The organism is Mesorhizobium sp. L103C131B0 (assembly GCF_000502275.1).
Lineage (GTDB): Bacteria > Pseudomonadota > Alphaproteobacteria > Rhizobiales > Rhizobiaceae > Mesorhizobium.
Genome location: NZ_AYXC01000003.1, coordinates 457,160 through 474,423, shown reverse-complemented (window position 1 = coordinate 474,423; position 17,264 = coordinate 457,160). Strand labels below are relative to the sequence as shown.

Annotated in this window: 11 protein-coding genes and 2 pseudogenes; 6 read left to right on the top strand and 7 right to left on the bottom strand. The window is 63.3% G+C overall.

What is annotated here, in order from left to right:
* Window positions 1-272: 272 nt before the first annotated feature.
* On the top strand, window positions 273-1,982 hold the full coding sequence (locus X730_RS155420; protein WP_023825985.1) for an APC family permease: 1,710 nt from the start codon (window positions 273-275) through the stop codon (window positions 1,980-1,982).
* 61 nt (window positions 1,983-2,043) lie between these two features.
* On the opposite strand, the gene X730_RS155425 is transcribed toward X730_RS155420, so the two are convergent.
* The 5 genes and pseudogenes from X730_RS155425 to X730_RS01000000164285 all read right to left on the bottom strand — a co-directional run bounded on the left by X730_RS155425 (window position 2,044) and on the right by X730_RS01000000164285 (window position 10,567).
* Complete coding sequence (locus X730_RS155425; protein ID WP_023825984.1) at window positions 2,044-3,399, bottom strand: LLM class flavin-dependent oxidoreductase; 1,356 nt, start codon at window positions 3,397-3,399, stop codon at window positions 2,044-2,046.
* 275 nt (window positions 3,400-3,674) lie between these two features.
* Window positions 3,675-6,812 carry an efflux RND transporter permease subunit gene (locus X730_RS155430; protein WP_023825983.1) on the bottom strand — a complete coding sequence of 1,046 codons (3,138 nt, stop codon included), beginning with the start codon at window positions 6,810-6,812 and terminating at the stop codon, window positions 3,675-3,677.
* A gap of 247 nt (window positions 6,813-7,059) precedes the next feature.
* Window positions 7,060-8,199, bottom strand: coding sequence for an efflux RND transporter periplasmic adaptor subunit (locus X730_RS155435; protein WP_023738427.1), 1,140 nt, complete (start codon window positions 8,197-8,199; stop codon window positions 7,060-7,062).
* A gap of 58 nt (window positions 8,200-8,257) precedes the next feature.
* Entirely contained in the window at window positions 8,258-8,863 is a 606-nt protein-coding gene (locus tag X730_RS155440; protein ID WP_023668564.1) for a TetR family transcriptional regulator, read from the bottom strand.
* Window positions 8,864-9,016: 153 nt separating this feature from the next.
* Window positions 9,017-10,567 (bottom strand): annotated as a pseudogene (locus tag X730_RS01000000164285) (acyl-CoA synthetase).
* A gap of 190 nt (window positions 10,568-10,757) precedes the next feature.
* Between X730_RS01000000164285 and X730_RS155445 the strand changes: the two are divergent.
* From X730_RS155445 to X730_RS155455, 5 genes and pseudogenes are all read left to right on the top strand, one after another.
* On the top strand, window positions 10,758-11,729 hold the full coding sequence (locus X730_RS155445) for a sugar-binding transcriptional regulator (RefSeq protein ID WP_023684445.1): 972 nt from the start codon (window positions 10,758-10,760) through the stop codon (window positions 11,727-11,729).
* Window positions 11,730-11,823: 94 nt separating this feature from the next.
* Window positions 11,824-13,886 (top strand): annotated as a pseudogene (locus tag X730_RS01000000164280) (bifunctional aldolase/short-chain dehydrogenase).
* A gap of 214 nt (window positions 13,887-14,100) precedes the next feature.
* A complete protein-coding gene (locus tag X730_RS1000000165975) occupies window positions 14,101-14,472 on the top strand; it encodes a hypothetical protein (RefSeq protein ID WP_196814807.1) in 372 nt (123 codons plus the stop codon).
* Window positions 14,473-14,528: 56 nt separating this feature from the next.
* Window positions 14,529-14,789 carry a type II toxin-antitoxin system ParD family antitoxin gene (locus tag X730_RS155450; RefSeq protein WP_023704832.1) on the top strand — a complete coding sequence of 87 codons (261 nt, stop codon included), beginning with the start codon at window positions 14,529-14,531 and terminating at the stop codon, window positions 14,787-14,789.
* Window positions 14,782-15,069 carry a type II toxin-antitoxin system RelE/ParE family toxin gene (locus X730_RS155455; protein ID WP_023704831.1) on the top strand — a complete coding sequence of 96 codons (288 nt, stop codon included), beginning with the start codon at window positions 14,782-14,784 and terminating at the stop codon, window positions 15,067-15,069. Before X730_RS155450 ends, X730_RS155455 begins: the two co-directional genes overlap by 8 nt.
* Window positions 15,070-15,140: 71 nt before the next feature.
* Here X730_RS155455 and X730_RS155460 read toward each other — a convergent pair whose 3' ends face one another.
* Window positions 15,141-16,193 carry a substrate-binding domain-containing protein gene (locus X730_RS155460; protein WP_023687049.1) on the bottom strand — a complete coding sequence of 351 codons (1,053 nt, stop codon included), beginning with the start codon at window positions 16,191-16,193 and terminating at the stop codon, window positions 15,141-15,143.
* A 46-nt stretch (window positions 16,194-16,239) separates the two neighbouring features.
* The gene (locus tag X730_RS155465; RefSeq protein WP_023668572.1) at window positions 16,240-17,235 is read right to left on the bottom strand and encodes an ABC transporter permease; all 996 of its coding nucleotides are present in this window, start codon (window positions 17,233-17,235) and stop codon (window positions 16,240-16,242) included.
* Window positions 17,236-17,264: the final 29 nt, after the last annotated feature.

Below are 17,264 nucleotides of genomic sequence, written 5' to 3'. Positions count from 1 at the left end.
GTTCGAAGCTCGAAAGCAATTGGCTTTCCGTCCGCTACCGCGGACCGCTTCTCACCCCACAAGGGGAGAAGGACAAAGCGAGCGTTTCGCAACCGTGATGTGCACGACCCCACAAATCACTTGACGTGAAAGCGCGCCGGATCAATCTTCACTGTTAAGAAAAAAATACGACTGAGTGGAAACACTGGAGTCGTGCGGTCATGTACCGGGGAACAAGCTTCGCGAAGCCGAGGCATCACCGGCCGGGAACACAAAATGGGGAATTCAGACAGATGAGCACGATTACCACTGCCCTGGAGCAGCCCGCTGAAGGCAAGCTGCTCCGCAACATCGACTGGCGCGGCGCCTTCTGGGTGGCGAGCGGCGTTCCTGCCCTTGTCCTGTTTTCGATCGGCGGCATTGCCGGAACGACGGGAACGCTGGCCTTCGGGATCTGGATCGCTTCCATGATCATGGGCTTCCTGCAATCCTTCACCTATGCCGAGATCGCCGGCCTGTTCCCGAACAAGTCGGGCGGCGCCTCGATCTACGGCGCCACCGCCTGGCTGCGTTATTCCAAGTTCATCGCGCCGCTGTCGGTGTGGTGCAACTGGTTCGCCTGGTCGCCGGTGCTGTCGCTCGGCTGCTCGATCGCCGCCGCCTATATTCTCAACGCGCTGGCGCCGGTGCCGCTGTTCACCGAGGCGTCGCCGGACGTCGTCGCCTATATCGCGGCGCATGCCGGAACGGTGCCTGCCGACGCCATCGCCGCGGTGACCGCGGCGGCCACGCCGGCGATCCGCAACTGGACGCTGTTCAGCCACACGCTAGGTCCTGTCTCCTTCACCCTCAATGCCACTTTCTTCATCGGCGCGGTGCTGATGCTGATCATCTTCTCGATCCAGCATCGCGGCATTCTCGGCACCGCCAATGTGCAGAAGTATATCGGCCTCCTGGTCATCATCCCGATGCTGATCGTCGGTGTCGTGCCGATCGTCACCGGCCAGATCAACTGGGCGAACTTTTCGCCGCTGGTGCCGCTGGCGGCGGCTTACGCGCCGGAGCCCGGCTCGTGGAACATTGCCGGCTGGACGCTGGTTCTGGGCGGCATGTTCATCGCGGCGTGGTCGACCTACGGCTTCGAGACCGCCGTCTGCTACACATCGGAGTTCAAGAACCCCGGCACCGACACGTTCAAGGCGATCTTCTATTCCGGCCTGCTCTGCATGCTTCTGTTCATCCTGGTGCCCTTCACCTTCCAGGGCGTGTTGGGCCTCAACGGCATGCTGGCGACGCCGATCGTCGACGGCTCCGGTGTTGCCGATGCACTGGCCGGCATGGTCGGGGGTGGCGCATTGATCCACAGCCTCTTGGTGATGCTGATGATCCTGGCGCTGGTGCTGTGCATCATGACGGCAATGGCCGGCTCGTCGCGCACGCTCTACCAGGGCTCGGTCGATGGCTGGCTGCCGCGCTATCTCAGCCACGTCAACGAGCATGGCGCGCCGACGCGCGCCATGTGGACCGATCTCGTCTTCAACCTGATCGTGCTGGCCATCGCCTCGGCCGACGCGACGAGCTTCTTCTTCATCCTCGCCGTGTCGAACTGCGGCTACATCATCTTCAACTTCCTCAACCTCAATGCCGGCTGGATCCACCGCATCGACAACGGCCACATCAACCGGCCTTGGAAGGCGCCGAGCTGGCTGCTCGGCCTCGGCGCCATCTTCGCCTATGTAAACGCCATCTTCATGGGCGCCGGCGCCAAGGTGTGGAACCCGATGGCGCTCTGGGCCGGCCTGATCACAGCCGCCTTGATCATCCCGGTGTTCTGCTACCGGCACTACGTCCAAGACAAGGGCAGGTTCCCCGACCACATGCTGGCCGACCTCGGCATGGCGGGCGCAGACCTCTCGGTCAAAAAGGCAGGCATGCTGCCCTACCTGACGCTGGTCGCCGGCCTGGTGGTGATGCTGCTCGCCAACTGGTACTTCGTCATCTGAAAGTGATGGCTGAAAAGAATGGGCGCGCTTCGGCGCGCCCGTTTCTTTTTGTGGCAGGACGTCAGCCGGCCTTGCGAGTGGCCGCTTCGGAGCCTTCGAAGAACCGGTTCGGCGGACGCTTCAGGCCGAGGTTCTCGCGCAAGGTGGTGCCCTCATACTCGCGCCGGAAGAGCTTTCGCCGCTGCAGCTCGGGCACCACCTTCTCGGCGAAGTCATCGAGCCCGGCAGGCAGATAGGGGAACATGACGTTGAAGCCGTCTGACCCCTCGGCAACCAACCATTCCTCCATCGCGTCGGCGATGGTTTTCGGCGTGCCGACGAAGGCAAGGCCGGAATAGCCGCCGAGCCGCTGCGCCAGCTGGCGGACGGTCAAATTCTCCCGGCGCGCCAGCTCGATGACGCGCTCGCGGCCGCTCTTCGAGGCATTGGTCTCGGGGATTTCGGGCAAGGGCGCGTCGGGGTCGAAGGCCGACGCGTCATGGCCGAGCGCGATCGACAGCGAGGCAATGCCGCTCTCGTAATAGACCAGGCTGTCGAGCTTGGCGCGTTTGGCCTGTGCTTCCTCGACACTGTCGCCGACCATGACGAAGGCGCCGGGCAGGATCTTGATGTCGTCGCGCGAACGGCCGAGCTTCTCGGCCCGGCTTTTGACATCGGCAAAGAAGCGCTGCCCGGACGCCAGATCGGAATGGGCGGCGAAGATCACCTCCGCCGTTTCGGCTGCCAGCTGCCGCCCGGCCTCAGACGCGCCGGCCTGGACGATGACCGGCCAGCCCTGCACCGGCCGCGCAATGTTGAGCGGGCCGCGCACCGAGAGATGCTCACCCTTATGGTCGAGCACATGCAGCTTCGCGGGATCGAAATAGAGCCCGCTCTCGGCGTCGCGGATGAAGGCGTCGTCGGCAAAGCTGTCCCAGAGGCCGGTCACCACATCGTAGAATTCCCGCGCATTGTGATAGCGCTCGTCGTGCTCGACATGCTCGTCGAGGCCGAAGTTCAGCGCGGCGTCGGGATTGGATGTGGTGACGATGTTCCAGCCGGCGCGGCCGCCGCTGATATGGTCGAGCGAGGCGAAGCGACGGGCAATGTGATAGGGCGCGTCGAAGGTCGTCGATGCGGTGGCGACAAGGCCGATATGATCAGTGACGGCGGCGAGCGCCGACAGCAGCGTGAACGGCTCGAACGAGGTCACCGTGTGGCTGCGCCGTAGCGCCTCGATCGGCATGTTGAGAACGGCCAGATGGTCGGCCATGAAGAAGGCGTCGAACTTCGCCGCCTCAAGCGTCTGCGCGAAGCGCTTCAGATGGGCGAAGTTGAAGTTGGCATCGGGATATGAGCCGGGATAGCGCCAGGCCCCGGTGTGAAGACTGACCGGACGCATGAAGGCGCCGAGCCGCAATTGCTTATTGTCTACCATGGGATGATCACCTGATGCGAATGAGCGTTGCCGCTCCGATATGTAAGCAGGATCGGACGGCTTTGTTGTCCTGGAAAGGAATTCTGTTTTGCAAAACCGGCGCCGCGAAGCATTTTCATACAGGTGGCCGTTCAACCTATTTTGATGAACCCGCCTGGTGTTGAGATACTTGCCTGGGTGCTCGGTGCCACCGGGAAGGAGAAAGCCAGAACGCCGCACGTCAAGCGTACGGCGTTCCAGCATTTTCCAAGGAAGATCCTGTGCCCCAGCAGCGCCTACTCGGCGGCCAGCGCCAGTGGCGGCCTGTCATTGTCCTGCACCGCCTCATCAGCCGGCTTCCTGCCTTTCTTCGGCTCGCGGCCGAAGAACAGCGCGTAGCCTGCCGGCAGCACCAGGATGGTGAGTACGGTGGCGACGAGGATGCCGCCCATCATGGCGTAGGCGAGCGGTCCCCAGAACACCGCACGCGAGATCGGGATCAGCGCCAGCACCGCCGTCATCGCCGTCAGCACGATTGGCCGGAAACGGCGCACGGCCGAGCCGATGATGGCCTCCGATCGGTCCATCCCCCTGGCGATGTCCTGATCGATCTGGTCGACCAGGATGATCGAGTTGCGCATGATGATGCCGAGCAGCGCGATGACACCGAGGATGGCGACGAAGCCGAACGGCGCGCCGCTGATCAACAGAGCCGCCGCCGCACCGATGATGCCGAGCGGACCGGTGGCGAGCACGAGCATCGCCTTGCCGAAATGCTGCAGCTGGATCATCAGGAGCACGACGATGACGGCCAGCATGATCGGCGCCTTGGCGGCAATCGAGGCCTGGCTTTCGGCGGAATCTTCCGCACCGCCCTGGATCTCGATCTTGTAGCCGGGCGCCAGGCCGGCGCGCATGCCCTGCATGTCATTGTAGAGCTTGGTGACGAGGTCGTTCGACTGCACGCCATCCGGCAGCGTGGCGCGCACCGAGATGGTCGGCAGGCGGTCGCGCCGCCATTCGACGCCCTGCTCGAGCACCGGCACCACCTTGGCCACCTGCGACAGCGGCACGAAGCCGCCGAAATCGGTCGGGATATAGACCGAGTCGACCGAGGACAGCAGGCTGCGGCTGGCGTCCGGTTCGCGGGCGACGATGGAAACCGTCTCCTCGCCATCACGGAAGTCATCGAGCGGCGCGCCGGACATCGCTGCCTGCAGCATCTGGCGGATGCGCTGCGAGGTGACGCCAAGCGCACGGGCGCGGTCCTGGTCGATGACCAGCTTCATCGCCGGTACCGGCTCCAGCCAGTCGTCATGGACGGCGCCGAGCAGCGGATTTCCGGCGAATTTCGCCTTCACCTGGTCGGCGATGCGGCGCACCTCCTGGCGGTCCGGACCCATGATGCGCATCTGCACCGGCCAGCCGGTCGGCGGGCCGAGGAACAGACGGTCGACCTTGGAACGGATCGAGGGGAAATCCTGCGCCAGGATTGAGCGCAGCTTGAGGATCAGCCGCTCGCGCGCCGGTTCGTCATTGGCCATCACCAGAAGCTGCGCATAGTTCGGATTGCGCAATTGCTGGTCGAGCGGCAGGAAGAAGCGCGGCGCGCCTTCGCCGATATAGGTGGCGATGAAGCGCTTGTCCTTGTCGTCCATCATCCGGGCTTCCAGCGCCTTGGCCTGCGTCTCGACTTCCTTGATCGAGGTTCCCTCAGGCAACCAGAGATCGACGAGGATTTCCGGCCGCGAGGATTGCGGGAAGAAGTTTTGTGGGATGAACTGGAACGCCCACAGGCTGGTGGCGAAGGTGACCAGCGTCATCACCAGAACGATGATGCGGTGGCGCACCGCCCAGCCGACCGTGGCGCGCAGCCGCCGGTAGAAGCCGGTGTCGAAGGCGTCATGATGGTTGCCGGCATGCTTGCGCTGCTTGAGGATCATGTAGCCCAGCCACGGCGTGAAATAGACGGCGACGAACCACGACACGACGAGCGCGATGCCGACGACATAGAACAGCGTGCGCACATATTCGCCGGCGGTCGAGGCGGCGAAGCCGACCGGGATGAAGCCGGCGATGGTGATCAGCGTGCCGCTCAGCATCGGGAAGGCGGTCGAGGAATAGGCGAAGCTCGCCGCCTCGATCTTGACCAGCCCCTCCTCCAGCTTGCGCTCCATCATCTCGACGACGATCATGGCGTCGTCGACCAACAGCCCGAGCGCGATGATCAGGGCGCCGAGCGAAATGCGCTGCAGATCGATGCCGAGCTCGTACATGATGGCGAAGGTGGCGGCCAGCACCAGCGGAATGGCAATGGCGATGACCAGGCCGGAACGCCAGCCGATCGACAGCAGCGAGACAGCAAGCACGATCAGCAGCGCCTCGCCGAGCGCCTCCATGAACTCGTTGACGGCGTCCTTGACAACCTCGGGCTGGTTGGAAATCTGGTCGACCGCAACGCCGTAGGGCAGCGCTTCCTCAAAGCGCTTGTAGGTCGCCTCGACATCCGTGCCGACGTCCCTGACGTTAAAACCCTTGGCCATGACGACGCCGACCTGGACGCTTTCGTGGCCGTTGAAGCGGTACTTGCGCTGATAGGGATCTTCGAGACCGGAACTCACGGTGGCAATATCGCCAAGACGTGTCACCTGACCACCGGCGCGCAGGCGCAATTCCCTGATGTCGGCAGCCCTGGTGACATCGCCCTCGACCGAGATGCGCACCGAGCGCAGGCCGGTGTCGACGGAGCCCGCCGGATCGACATTGTTCTGGCCCTTGATGGCGTTCTGCAGGTCGGTCAGCGTCAGGCCGCGTTCGGCCAGGGCCTTGGACGAGACGTCGATATAAAGCTTCTCCGGCTGGTCGCCGATGATGACGGCCTTCTCGACGCCCGGCGTCGTCAGCAGCATGTCGCGAGCCTGGGTGGCGAATTTCTTCAGCTCCGGATAGCTGTAGCCGTCGCCGCCGATCGAGTGCAGGGTGATGAAGGTGTCGCCGAACTCGTCGTTGAAATAGGGCCCGAGCAGGCCTTGCGGCAGGTCGCCGGAGATGTCGCCAACCTTCTTGCGCACCTGGTAGAAGGCGTCCTTCACCTCCTCTGCATTGGTGTCGCCCTTGATCTGGACGGTGATGATGGCGCTGCCGGCGCGGGTGTAGGAACGGACGAAGTCGAGGTGCGGCGTTTCCTGCAGCTTGCGCTCGATCTTGTTGACGACCTGGTCTTCCATCTCCTGGATCGAGGAGCCCGGCCAGATCGCCTGGACGACCATGACGCGGAAAGTGAAATCGGGGTCTTCCTTCTGGCCCATGCGCATCAGGCCGAGCGCGCCGGCAATGATGATCAGACCGAACAGGAAGCGCGCGATCGAGGGATGGCCGATGGCCCAGCGCGAAAGATTGAAAGGCTGCTTTTCAGTGCTGTCGGTGGTGGTCATCGGCGTCAGTCCAATTCGTTGATCGTGCGCGCATGGCTTTGCATGCAGCTAGGATATTCCGATGCTGGCTTCCGGGCGGCGAGGCTTTCCGAGCAGAGAGACACTCATCGCGGTGGGACGCGCGGATCGATGCGGGGGAACTCGATCTTGGCGTCTCGACCATCGGGCGCTCGCCGCCCGGAAACCCTGAATTCGCTTGCCCAGCCTTTTCGCCGAAGCGACGATCAAGCCGGCTTCATGCCTGCGGTCAGCGCAGGGCCTTTGCGGCATCGCCTTCCGCAGAGGCGGCCTGGACCGCATCGCCGGTCAGCTTGACCTTGAGATTCTCGGTCATGAACTGGGTGCCGGCGGCAACGACGACATCCCCCGGCTTGAGCCCGTCGGCGACGCTGACGCCCTCGGCGGTGAACTCCGCAACCTTGACCAGGCGCTCGTGCACCGTCTCGCCGGCGCGGTCGACGGTCCAGACAATCTTGCGACCATCCTTTTCCGCAAGCGCGCTGAGCGGGATCGACACCATCTCCTGCTTCTTGGCCACCGAGGCCTCGATGTTGGCGGTCATGCCGAGCAGCACGCGCGGGTCGTCGGGCAGCGAGACGCGGACGGCAAAGGTGCGCGACTGCTGGTCGGCGCTGCCGGCGACTTCACGCACTTTGCCGGAGAGCGCCAGCGCGTCATCGGACCAGAAGCTGGCCTTGACGTCCTTTCCCGGCTTGAAGGCGGCGATGTCCATTTCGGGAACCGCGATCAGCACTTCCTTTTCGCCGTCGACGGCGACGGTCATCACAGGCGTTCCGGCGCCGACCACCTGGCCGACATCGGCCGAGACCGCCGTGACGATGCCGTTCTCGCTCGCCTTGAGATCGGTGTAGACGACCTGGTTCTGCGCCTGGGCAAGGGTAGAGCGGGCGGCATCGCGCGTCGCTACCGCCTGGTTGTAGCTCAGCGTCGCCTGTTCGAGCTGCGACTTGGAGGTGAAGTTCTTGGCAAAAAGCTGTTCGGCGCGCTTGCGGGACAGATCGACCGTCTCGACCTGCCGCTCGGCGGCGTCGAGGCTGGCCTTGGCGCTCTTGACCGACAACTCATAGTCCGTGGGATCGATACGGGCTAGCACATCGCCTGTCGTCACATGCTGGCCGATGTCGACCAGACGCTCAGTGACCTTGCCCGAGATGCGAAAGCCGAGGTTCATTTCGGTACGGGCTCGCACCGAGCCGGAATAGGTGAGTTCGCGACTCTTTTCGGCCTGGCCGATCTCGACCACCTTGACCGGACGGATGATGTCCTGGACCTCGGTCTTCTCCTGGCTGCAGGCGGCGAGCCCGAGCGTGGCGACGATCAGGCCGGCGACCGGCAGCTTGCGGATGATGGAACTGGACAAAGACACTTTCGTACTCCCGACTGGAGATGAACGGTCGACACCGGCGCCCGGCGGGCGGCGGCTATTACTTCAGAGCCTTGATCGCGTAATCGATGAGATCGTCGGGCATCGCCCGATTGGTCTTGGCAAGGCACTGCGCCACCATTTGCGGGTGGCACAGAATGACGGTGGCGGCGCCGAAGCAGCGCGATGCGATGACCGGATCCTGGTCGGCAAACTCGCCGGCCTCGATGCCCTCGCGGATGACCTCGGCAAACAGGTCGTGAATGCTGTCGATATGCTTGTCGATGACGCCCCAGTCGCGCTCGAGCGCGACGATGACCATTTCGTGGACCTTCTGGTCGTCGAGCATGACTTCCAGCGTCATCTTGTACTGCGCATGCACGTAGCGGCGCAGCCGCTCCTCGGCGCTGATCGGCAACCGGGAAATCTCGTAGGCCATGTTGTAGCTGGCGAGGAGCATGCGGCCGCAGACGGCCTGGTGGATTTCGACCTTGGAGGCGAAGAAACGGTAGATATTGGCCGGCGACATGCCGAGTTCGCGGGCGATGTCGGCGACATTGGTCTTGCCGTAACCATAGTGCCGGAACAGGCGTTCGGCACAGTCGAGAATGCGGGTGACATTCTCCTGGCGGGTGGAGTCGGCCATTATGCTGGCGGCTTCGGACATGGCTCTCTGTCGATTTATGAGTGACGAATTTCAACTTTCGTCAGTCGTAAATCGAAAAGAGGGAAGTGTCAATGCGAATTCGACGTACGCGTATAATTTGGTGACAGAGGGTGTGCGCGAACTCGACCTTGCGCGTGCCGTTGCGCTCTGGAACTAAGATCCCTTCGCCATTTCCCGCAGCTGAAACTTCTGGATCTTCCCCGTCGATGTCTTCGGGATCTCGGCAAAAATCACCGCCTTCGGCACCTTGAAGCGGGCGAGCAGCGCGCGGCAGTGTTCGATGATCTCGGCCTCGCTTGCCACCTTGCCGGGCTTCAGCTCGACATAGGCGACCGGCACCTCGCCCCATTTGTCGTCTGCCTTGGCGACGACGCCGCAGGACGCCACGGACGGGTGTTTGTAGAGGGCTTCCTCGACCTCGATCGATGAAATGTTCTCGCCGCCGGAGATGATGATGTCCTTGGAGCGGTCCTTGAGCTGGATGTAGCCGTCGGGATGCATGACGCCGAGGTCGCCGGAGTGGAACCAGCCGCCGGCGAAAGCCTCGTCGGTCGCCTTCCTGTTCTTCAGATAGCCCTTCATGACGATGTTGCCGCGGAACATGACCTCGCCGATGGTCTCGCCGTCGGCCGGCGTCTTCTGCATCGTCTCCGCGTCCATCACCGTCAGGCCTTCGAGTGCGGCATAGCGCACGCCCTGCCTGGCCTTTCTGGCGCTGCGTTCGCCCTTGTCGAGACCGTCCCAGGCGGTGTGCCATTCGTTGACGACCGCCGGGCCATAGGTCTCGGTCAGGCCGTAGAGATGGGTGACGGCAAAGCCGGCATCGGCCATGCCTGACAGCACGGCTTCCGGCGGCGGCGCAAATCATCGCAGATCGCGCCGCTGCTTGAATCCNTCGTAGATCGGCTTCGGCCGCACCCAGCGCAGGCAGACATGGGTGCCGGCCTGGACGGCCATTGTCCATGGGAAGCACCAACCATTGCAGTGGAACATCGGCAGCGTCCACAGATAGACGGCGTGCTTGGCCATGCCGGCATGGATGGTGTTGGTGTAAGCCATCAGGGCAGCGCCGCGATGGTGGTAGACGACGCCCTTCGGATTGCCTGTCGTGCCGGAGGTGTAGTTGAGCGAGATGGCGTCCCATTCGTCGTCGGGCATCGACCAGGCGTAGCCCTGGTCACCGCCGGCGACGAACGCCTCATAGTCGATCGCGCCGATGCGCTCGCCCTTGGGATAGGGTGCATCGGCGGCATAGTCGGGATCGTCATAGTCGATGACCAGCGGCTTCACCTTGGCCAGTGCCAGTGCCTGTTTGACGACAGCAGCGAATTCGCGGTCGACGATGAGCACCTTGGTCTCGGCATGGTCGAGCTGGAACGCGATGACGGCGGCATCGAGCCTTGTGTTGAGCGAATGCAGCACCGCTTTGGCCATCGGCACGCCGAAATGCGCCTCCAGCATGGGGGGCGTGTTGGACAGCATGACGGTCACCGTATCACCCTTGCCGATGCCGCGCTTCGACAGAGCCGAGGCGAGCTTCAGCGAGCGCTGCCAGAAGGTGCGATAGGTGATGCGCTGGCTGCCATGGATGATGGCGACATGATCGGGATAGGTGCTTGCCGCCCGCTCCAGATAGGTGAGCGGCGTCAGCGGCTGATGGTTGGCGGCGTTCTTGCCGAGATCCTGCTCGTAGGGACTGCCCATCCCGTGCTCCCCGAATTTTCATTGTTGAGAACTTCTAACCACAGCTTCCCGCCACGTCACCATCGGCGATTCCCGACCGGGCACATTTGGCGCAATGATCGTCCAGATTCGATGGGCAAAGAGGTATCGTGTACCCACGCCAGTTTGACTTTTGTCGAGAGCCGTGAATAATGTCAGCCGAGGAGACGGCATGGCGATCCGACCGGCAGAACAGCTTATCCACAAGGCCGCATGGCTCTATTATGCCCATGGCCTGCGCCAGGACCAGGTCGCCAGCCAGCTTAACATCTCCCGCGCCTCGGTCGCCATGTATTTGCGCAAGGCGCGCGAGACCGGCATCGTCAACATCTCGACCTCGACGCAGCTGTTCACCGACGACGTGCTTGCGCGCCAGCTCGAGGACGCGCTCAAGCTTGATGCGGTGTGGATCGCGCCGGAGAATGCCTATGTCGTCGACCCTTCGACGGACGTTGCGGTGCTGGCGGCGGGCGTCTTTCTCGAACTGGTCAAGAAGGGCGACCGGATCGGCGTCGCCTGGGGCCGCACCGTCTACACCATCGCCGACGTCATGTCCTATGCCGACCTGCAGGACGTCACCGTTGTGCAGCTCTGCGGCAATCTCGGCGCGCCCTACTCCTACCGTCCCGACCAGTGCACGATGGAGATCGCCCGGCGGCTCAACGCCAAGGGCCTCAATTTCTACGCGCCGCTGGTGCTGACGACGGAATTGCTGGCGCATGGGCTGCGCGCCGAACCGGTGATCCGCGAACAACTGGCCGATATTGCCAACTGCGATCTGGCGCTCTATTCGGTCGGCACCGTCGATGGCGACAGCCATGTCGTCAAATGCGGCGCGCTCAGCCCCGGCGAGATGGGGCTGTTGCGCGAAGCGGGCGCCGCCGGCGTCGTTGCCGGCCAGATCATCGATGCCACCGGCAAGGCGCTCGACTGCAGCTACAACCGCCGCGTCATCTCGGCCTCGCTGTCGTCACTGCGCCAGATCGAAAAGCGGCTGATGGTGGTGCAGGAAGACAGCAAGTTCGAACCGCTGCTCGCCGCGCTCGCCGGCGGACTCTGCACGCATCTCGTCGTCGGCGCCAGCATGGCGCGGCGGCTGCTCGACCATGCCGGAGCCAGTGCGGGGGCAAAAAAGGCTTCCTGACCAACGAAATCCCAGCAGCAGGCGCATTGTCATCAAGGCGTCGCGGCACTCCTGTTCACAGCAACATCAAAGACAGCAAAGCGGACATAGCGACATGAAGAACCTTTGGAATGACGGCGACGCGGAAAGACTGGTTGCCGACTATGCGAAAAAGGGCGTTGCCCGCGACCTCGCGCTGCGCGTCTACACGACCCGGCTGCTCGGCGGCGAGCCGCGGCTGGTGCTGCATGGCGGCGGCAACACCTCCTGCAAGACCAAGGCCACCGATCTCGTCGGCGACGAATGGGATGTGCTGTGCGTCAAGGGCAGCGGCTGGGACATGGGTGTGATCGAGCCGCAAGGCCTGCCGGCGGTCAAGCTCGGCGCGCTGCTGAAGGCGCGTGCGCTGGCCAGCCTCGCCGACGAGGACATGGTGGCGCTGCAGCGGGCGAACCTCATCGACCCCGCCTCCCCCAATCCATCGGTCGAGACGCTGCTGCACGCCTTCCTGCCGCACAAATTCGTCGACCACACGCATTCGACCGCGATCCTCGCCATCGTCGACCAGGCGGACAGCAAGCCGCTGATCAAGACCGTGTTCGGCGACAAGATGGGGTACGTGCCCTACATCAAGCCGGGCTTCGACCTCGCCAAGGTGGCCGCCGATGTCTACGACGCCGACCCCAGCGTCGAAGGCCTGATCCTCGACAAGCATGGCATCTTCACCTTCGGCGACGCTGCGAAGCAGGCCTATGACCGCATGATCCATTATGTGAACGTGGCCGAAGACTATGTGGCGAAGAACGGCAAGCCGAAGGCAGCGAAAGCCGCACTGCCGGCCAAGCTCGCAACGCCGGCAGCGATCGCGCCGATGCTGCGTGGCGCGGTGGCGGTGGCGCGTGGCGAAGGCCGCTTCGACCGCATGATCAGCGATTTCCGCACTTCGGACGCCATCGTCGATTTCATCAACTCAGCCGGCATTGCAGACTATGCCGGACGCGGCGTGTCGACGCCCGACCTGTCGATCCGCATCAAGACCGGACCGATGGCGGTTCCGGCGCCAGACGCCGACAAGATTGGCGACTACAAGGCCGTCATCAAGAGCCATGTCGACGCCTTCGCCAACGACTATCGCGCCTATTTCGAAACCAACGATGCGCTGGACGACGTCCAGCGCACCATGCTCGACCCGATGCCGCGGCTGACGCTGGTGCCGGGCCTCGGCATGTTCGGCCATGGCCGCACGCTGAAGGATGCGAAGATCGCATCTGATGTCGGCGAGATGTGGATCGAGGCGGTGCGCGGCGCCGAGGCCGTCGGCAGCTTCCATCCTCTATCGAAGGCCGACCTCTTCCCGCTGGAGTACTGGTCGCTTGAGCAGGCCAAGCTCGCCTCCAACAAGCCGAAGCCGCTGACCGGCCAGGTGGTGCTGATCACTGGCGGCGCCGGCGCGATCGGTGCTGCGACGGCAAAACTGTTCGCCGCCAATGGCGCGCATGCCGTCGTCGTCGATCTCGATGCGGCCAGGGCGGCCGAGGCGGCAAAGGCANAAAGGCAGCCGGCAACAATTCGATCGGCGTCGGCGCCGACATCACCAACCCGGCCGAGCTGCGCGCCGCCTTCGACAAAGCTGTCGCTGTCTATGGCGGCGTCGACATTCTGGTCTCCAACGCCGGTGCCGCCTGGGAAGGCCGCATCGGCGAGCTCGACGATGCCCTGCTGCGCAAGAGTTTCGAGCTCAACTTCTTCGCCCACCAGTCGGCGGCGCAGAACGCGGTGCGCATCATGCTGGAACAGGGCACCGGCGGTGTGTTGTTGTTCAACACCTCCAAGCAGGCGGTCAACCCGGGTCCGAAATTCGGCGCCTATGGTGTGCCGAAGGCGGCGACGCTGTTCCTGTCCCGGCAATATGCGCTCGACTACGGCGCGCACGGCATCCGCTCCAATGCGGTCAACGCCGACCGCATCCGCTCCGGCCTGTTGACCGACGCCATGATCGCCAGCCGTTCCGGCGCGCGCGGCGTGTCGGAGAAGGAATACATGTCGGGCAATCTGCTCGGACAGGAGGTGACGGCAGAAGACGTGGCGCAGGCCTTCCTGCACCAAGCATTGGCCGAACGCACCACCGCCGATGTGACGACGGTCGACGGTGGCAACATCGCCGCAGCGCTGCGCTAGACATAGACCTGGAGCGGTTCATCGTTCACCAAAACGACGAACCGCTCTCCCACCTGAAGGACTCCAGGCGGAGAACTGCTTTTGCAGGTCGTGCTGAAAAACTGCTCGAACTGGTCAAAATCCACTCCAATCCTTGGCCTATTGCTCGACCACTTTAGGGCGCGCCTTGTGTTTCGCATGCGAGCTCCGACCCTGATCCTTGGTGGAGTTGTCGATGGCTGCGAAGAGACTTCGTGTCGGCGTGCTGTTCGGCGGGCGCTCCGCCGAGCATGAGGTTTCGCTGCTTTCGGCAACCATGTCATGCGTACTCTGGATCGGCGAAATACGACTCGTTCCCACCTTCGTCACCCGCGAAGGCCAATGGCTGCTGAGCGATTTCAAGGACGGCGCGCTGGCGACACCGTCTGATGGGACGCAGCTTTGCCTGCCGCCGGGCGGGCATGGCGGATGCTGGCGATCCCGCCAAGGGCGCCGCATGACCTGCCTGCCATCGAATATGGTGTTCCGGTGCTGCACGCCTGCATGGCGAGGACGGCGCGGTGGCTGGTGCGCGTCGGGCGGTCATGATGCAGGGGCAGATTCCTAACAGATATTGTTAGATCTTGTTGGCTGCATTATAATGTGGGTATGAAAAACGAACCTATGCGCACCCTCACCATATCCCTTACCGCGCAGCAGATAGCTCGCCTGCAAAGCGCTATCGAAGGTGGCGGTTATGCTTCCAACAGCGAGATTGTCCGCGACGCCCTGCGCTTATGGGAGCAGCGCGAGGAATTGCGCACGCTCGAACTCCAGCACTTGAAGCGGGCCTATGCCGACGGGATGGGCAGCGGCAAGCCAGTGGCTGTCGACCACACCGAGTTCATTCGCAGCCTGAAGGCAGAACGCCGCGCCCGTGGCTAGCCATCGGCTCACACCGCGCGCTTCGCAGGATTTGCGAGACATCTGGCACACCATCGCCGCCGACAATGAAAAGGCAGCAGACAGACTGTTGATGCGCATTTTCGAAAGACTGGAGCTGGCGGCGCAGCACCCCAAGATGGGCAGCGCACGGCCCGAGTTAAGCGCAACGGCCCGCGTGCTCGTCGAAGACCGCTATATCATCATCTACGAGCCGCAGCCCGATGGTGTTATCGCTGTGGCGATTGTCCCCGGGATGCGCGATCCAGACCATTGGTTGTAGGCCGGCAGGCTTACCATCAATATGAAAAGAGCGGCCCATAGCCGCCCTTCGCATCTATCAGACGACCGATCCTACTTCGCGTTCGGGTTCGGCATCCAGGCCGGCATGGCGACATCGGCATGGGCGAATTGCGGCAGCTTGGCCGACAGGTCCTCCATGTTCTTGATGTCCTTGTCGATCAGGTCCTTCTGGGTGATCAGCGTCGGCGGCACGACGACGTTGTGGCCGGGATCTTCACCGGCGAGCAGCTGCGCCAGCGCGCGCACCGAGACCTGGCCGACGACGGCAGGGTTGGTGGCGGCGGTGGCGGCCCAGGCGCTGTCGGTCTCGCGCATGGCCGCGATGTCCGAGGTAGAGATGTCGGCGGAGTAGATCTTGATCTTCTTGTTCAGCCCCGCCTCGTCGACGGCGATCTTCACACCCTTGGCGAACTCGTCATAGGGCGCGAACATCACATTGATGTCGGGATGCGCCTGCAGCACCGAGCGCGCCTGGTTGGCGACCGAGTTGGCGATCGGGTTGTCGAGCGTGCCGAACATCGCGACTTCCTTGATGCCGGCATGTTTCTTCTTCACGTCGACCCAGGTCTCGTTGCGGCGGTCGAGCGGCGCGATGCCAGCGACATAGACATAGCCGGCGTTCCAGCTCTCGCCATTGTCCTTGACCGCCTGCTCGAGCGCCAGGCGCGCAAGGTCCTTGTCGGACTGTTCGATCTGCGGGATCTTGGGGTTTTCGACATTGACGTCGAAGGCGACGACCTTGATGCCGGCATCGACCGCGCGCTGGGCGGCGTCCTTCATCGATTCCGTCAGGCCGTGCTGGATGATGATGCCCTGCACGCCGAGTGCGATGGCCTGGTCGACCATGTCGGATTGAAGGGCGGCGTCCTGGCGGCTGTCGAGCACGCGCAGATCGATGCCGAGCGCCTTGGACTGGGACTCGACGCCCGAGAGATAGGCCTGGAAGAAATCGCCGGTCGAGAGATAGCGCACCAGCGCGATCTTGACGCCGGGCTTGTCGAACGGCGCCGGCTTGTCGGCGGCAAAGGCCGGGACCTGCATCAGCATTGTTGCGCCGGCCAATCCGAGCGCGACCTTCCCCAAAAGTCGTCTTGTGATGTTCACGTTCTTTCCTCCGTTTGTTGAACCCAAAACTGTCCCGGCAGCCATTCTATCTCCTGCCCCGGCCGGAAAGGGCGAAGGTAAAGACAAGGGCGACGACGAGAACCACGCCCTTGACGAAATCCTGCGTGTAGTAAGGCGCGTTCATCATCGTCAGGCCTTGCAGCAGGATGCCGACGAACAGCGCGCCGATGGCGGTGCCGAAGGCGTTCGGCTTGGCGGCGCCGAGCACCGCGTAGCCGATCAGCGCCGCGGCAACCGCATCGAGCAGCAGATTATTACCCGACGCGATGTCACCGCGTCCAAGCCGTGCGGCCAGCAAAATCCCGCCGATCGAGGCAAAAACTCCTGAAATGACGTAGGCCCAGATCTTGTATGCCTTGACAGGCGCGCCGGCGAGTTCGGCGGCCCGTTCATTGCTGCCCACGGCATACATCATGCGGCCGAAGCGTGTGTATTCGAGGAAGAACCAGATCAGCACGGCGAGCACGATCAGCACGACCACCGAGACCGGAATGAGGTTCGGGATGAAGAAGTCGAAGCGGTGGCGGCCGAGCGCCAGGAAGGCGTCGGAGAATTTGCCGTTGGCGACCGAGCCGTCCGGCATTGTCATACCGGTGGCGATGGAGCGTCCTTCAGTCGGGATGCGCTGCAAGCCGACGAGCAGGAACATCATGCCGAGCGTCGCCAGCAGATCGGGCACGCGCATATAGACGATCAGCCAGCCATTGATGAGGCCGACAAGGGCGCCGATGAGCAGGCAGATGAGGACAGCGACGACAACGTTCTGCTCCAGCACCACCATGACATAGGCAGCCGCCATCATGGCCGATGTGGCGACCGAGCCGATCGAGAGATCGAAGCCGCCGACAACCAGTGTGGCGGTGACGCCCAGCGCCAGCACGCCGGTGATGGCGACCGACTGGAAAATGAAGACGGCACTTTGCGGCGAGACGAACCCGTCGGCGGCGATGGCGAAATACGCGATCAGCCCGAACAGAAGCACGATGAACCCGTAGCGGATAGCGTAATCGCGCAGCGTCATTCAGCGCCCGCCGTCAATACCCAACTCAA

Coding starts and splice junctions, on each gene's coding strand:
- X730_RS155445 (WP_023684445.1), top strand. CDS start 10,758: ATGGCGATCCGACCGGCAGAACAGCTTATCCACAAGGCCGCATGGCTC.
- X730_RS155425 (WP_023825984.1), bottom strand. CDS start 3,399: ATGGTAGACAATAAGCAATTGCGGCTCGGCGCCTTCATGCGTCCGGTC.
- X730_RS155450 (WP_023704832.1), top strand. CDS start 14,529: ATGCGCACCCTCACCATATCCCTTACCGCGCAGCAGATAGCTCGCCTG.
- X730_RS155420 (WP_023825985.1), top strand. CDS start 273: ATGAGCACGATTACCACTGCCCTGGAGCAGCCCGCTGAAGGCAAGCTG.
- X730_RS155465 (WP_023668572.1), bottom strand. CDS start 17,235: ATGACGCTGCGCGATTACGCTATCCGCTACGGGTTCATCGTGCTTCTG.
- X730_RS1000000165975 (WP_196814807.1), top strand. CDS start 14,101: ATGGCTGCGAAGAGACTTCGTGTCGGCGTGCTGTTCGGCGGGCGCTCC.
- X730_RS155440 (WP_023668564.1), bottom strand. CDS start 8,863: ATGTCCGAAGCCGCCAGCATAATGGCCGACTCCACCCGCCAGGAGAAT.
- X730_RS155430 (WP_023825983.1), bottom strand. CDS start 6,812: ATGACCACCACCGACAGCACTGAAAAGCAGCCTTTCAATCTTTCGCGC.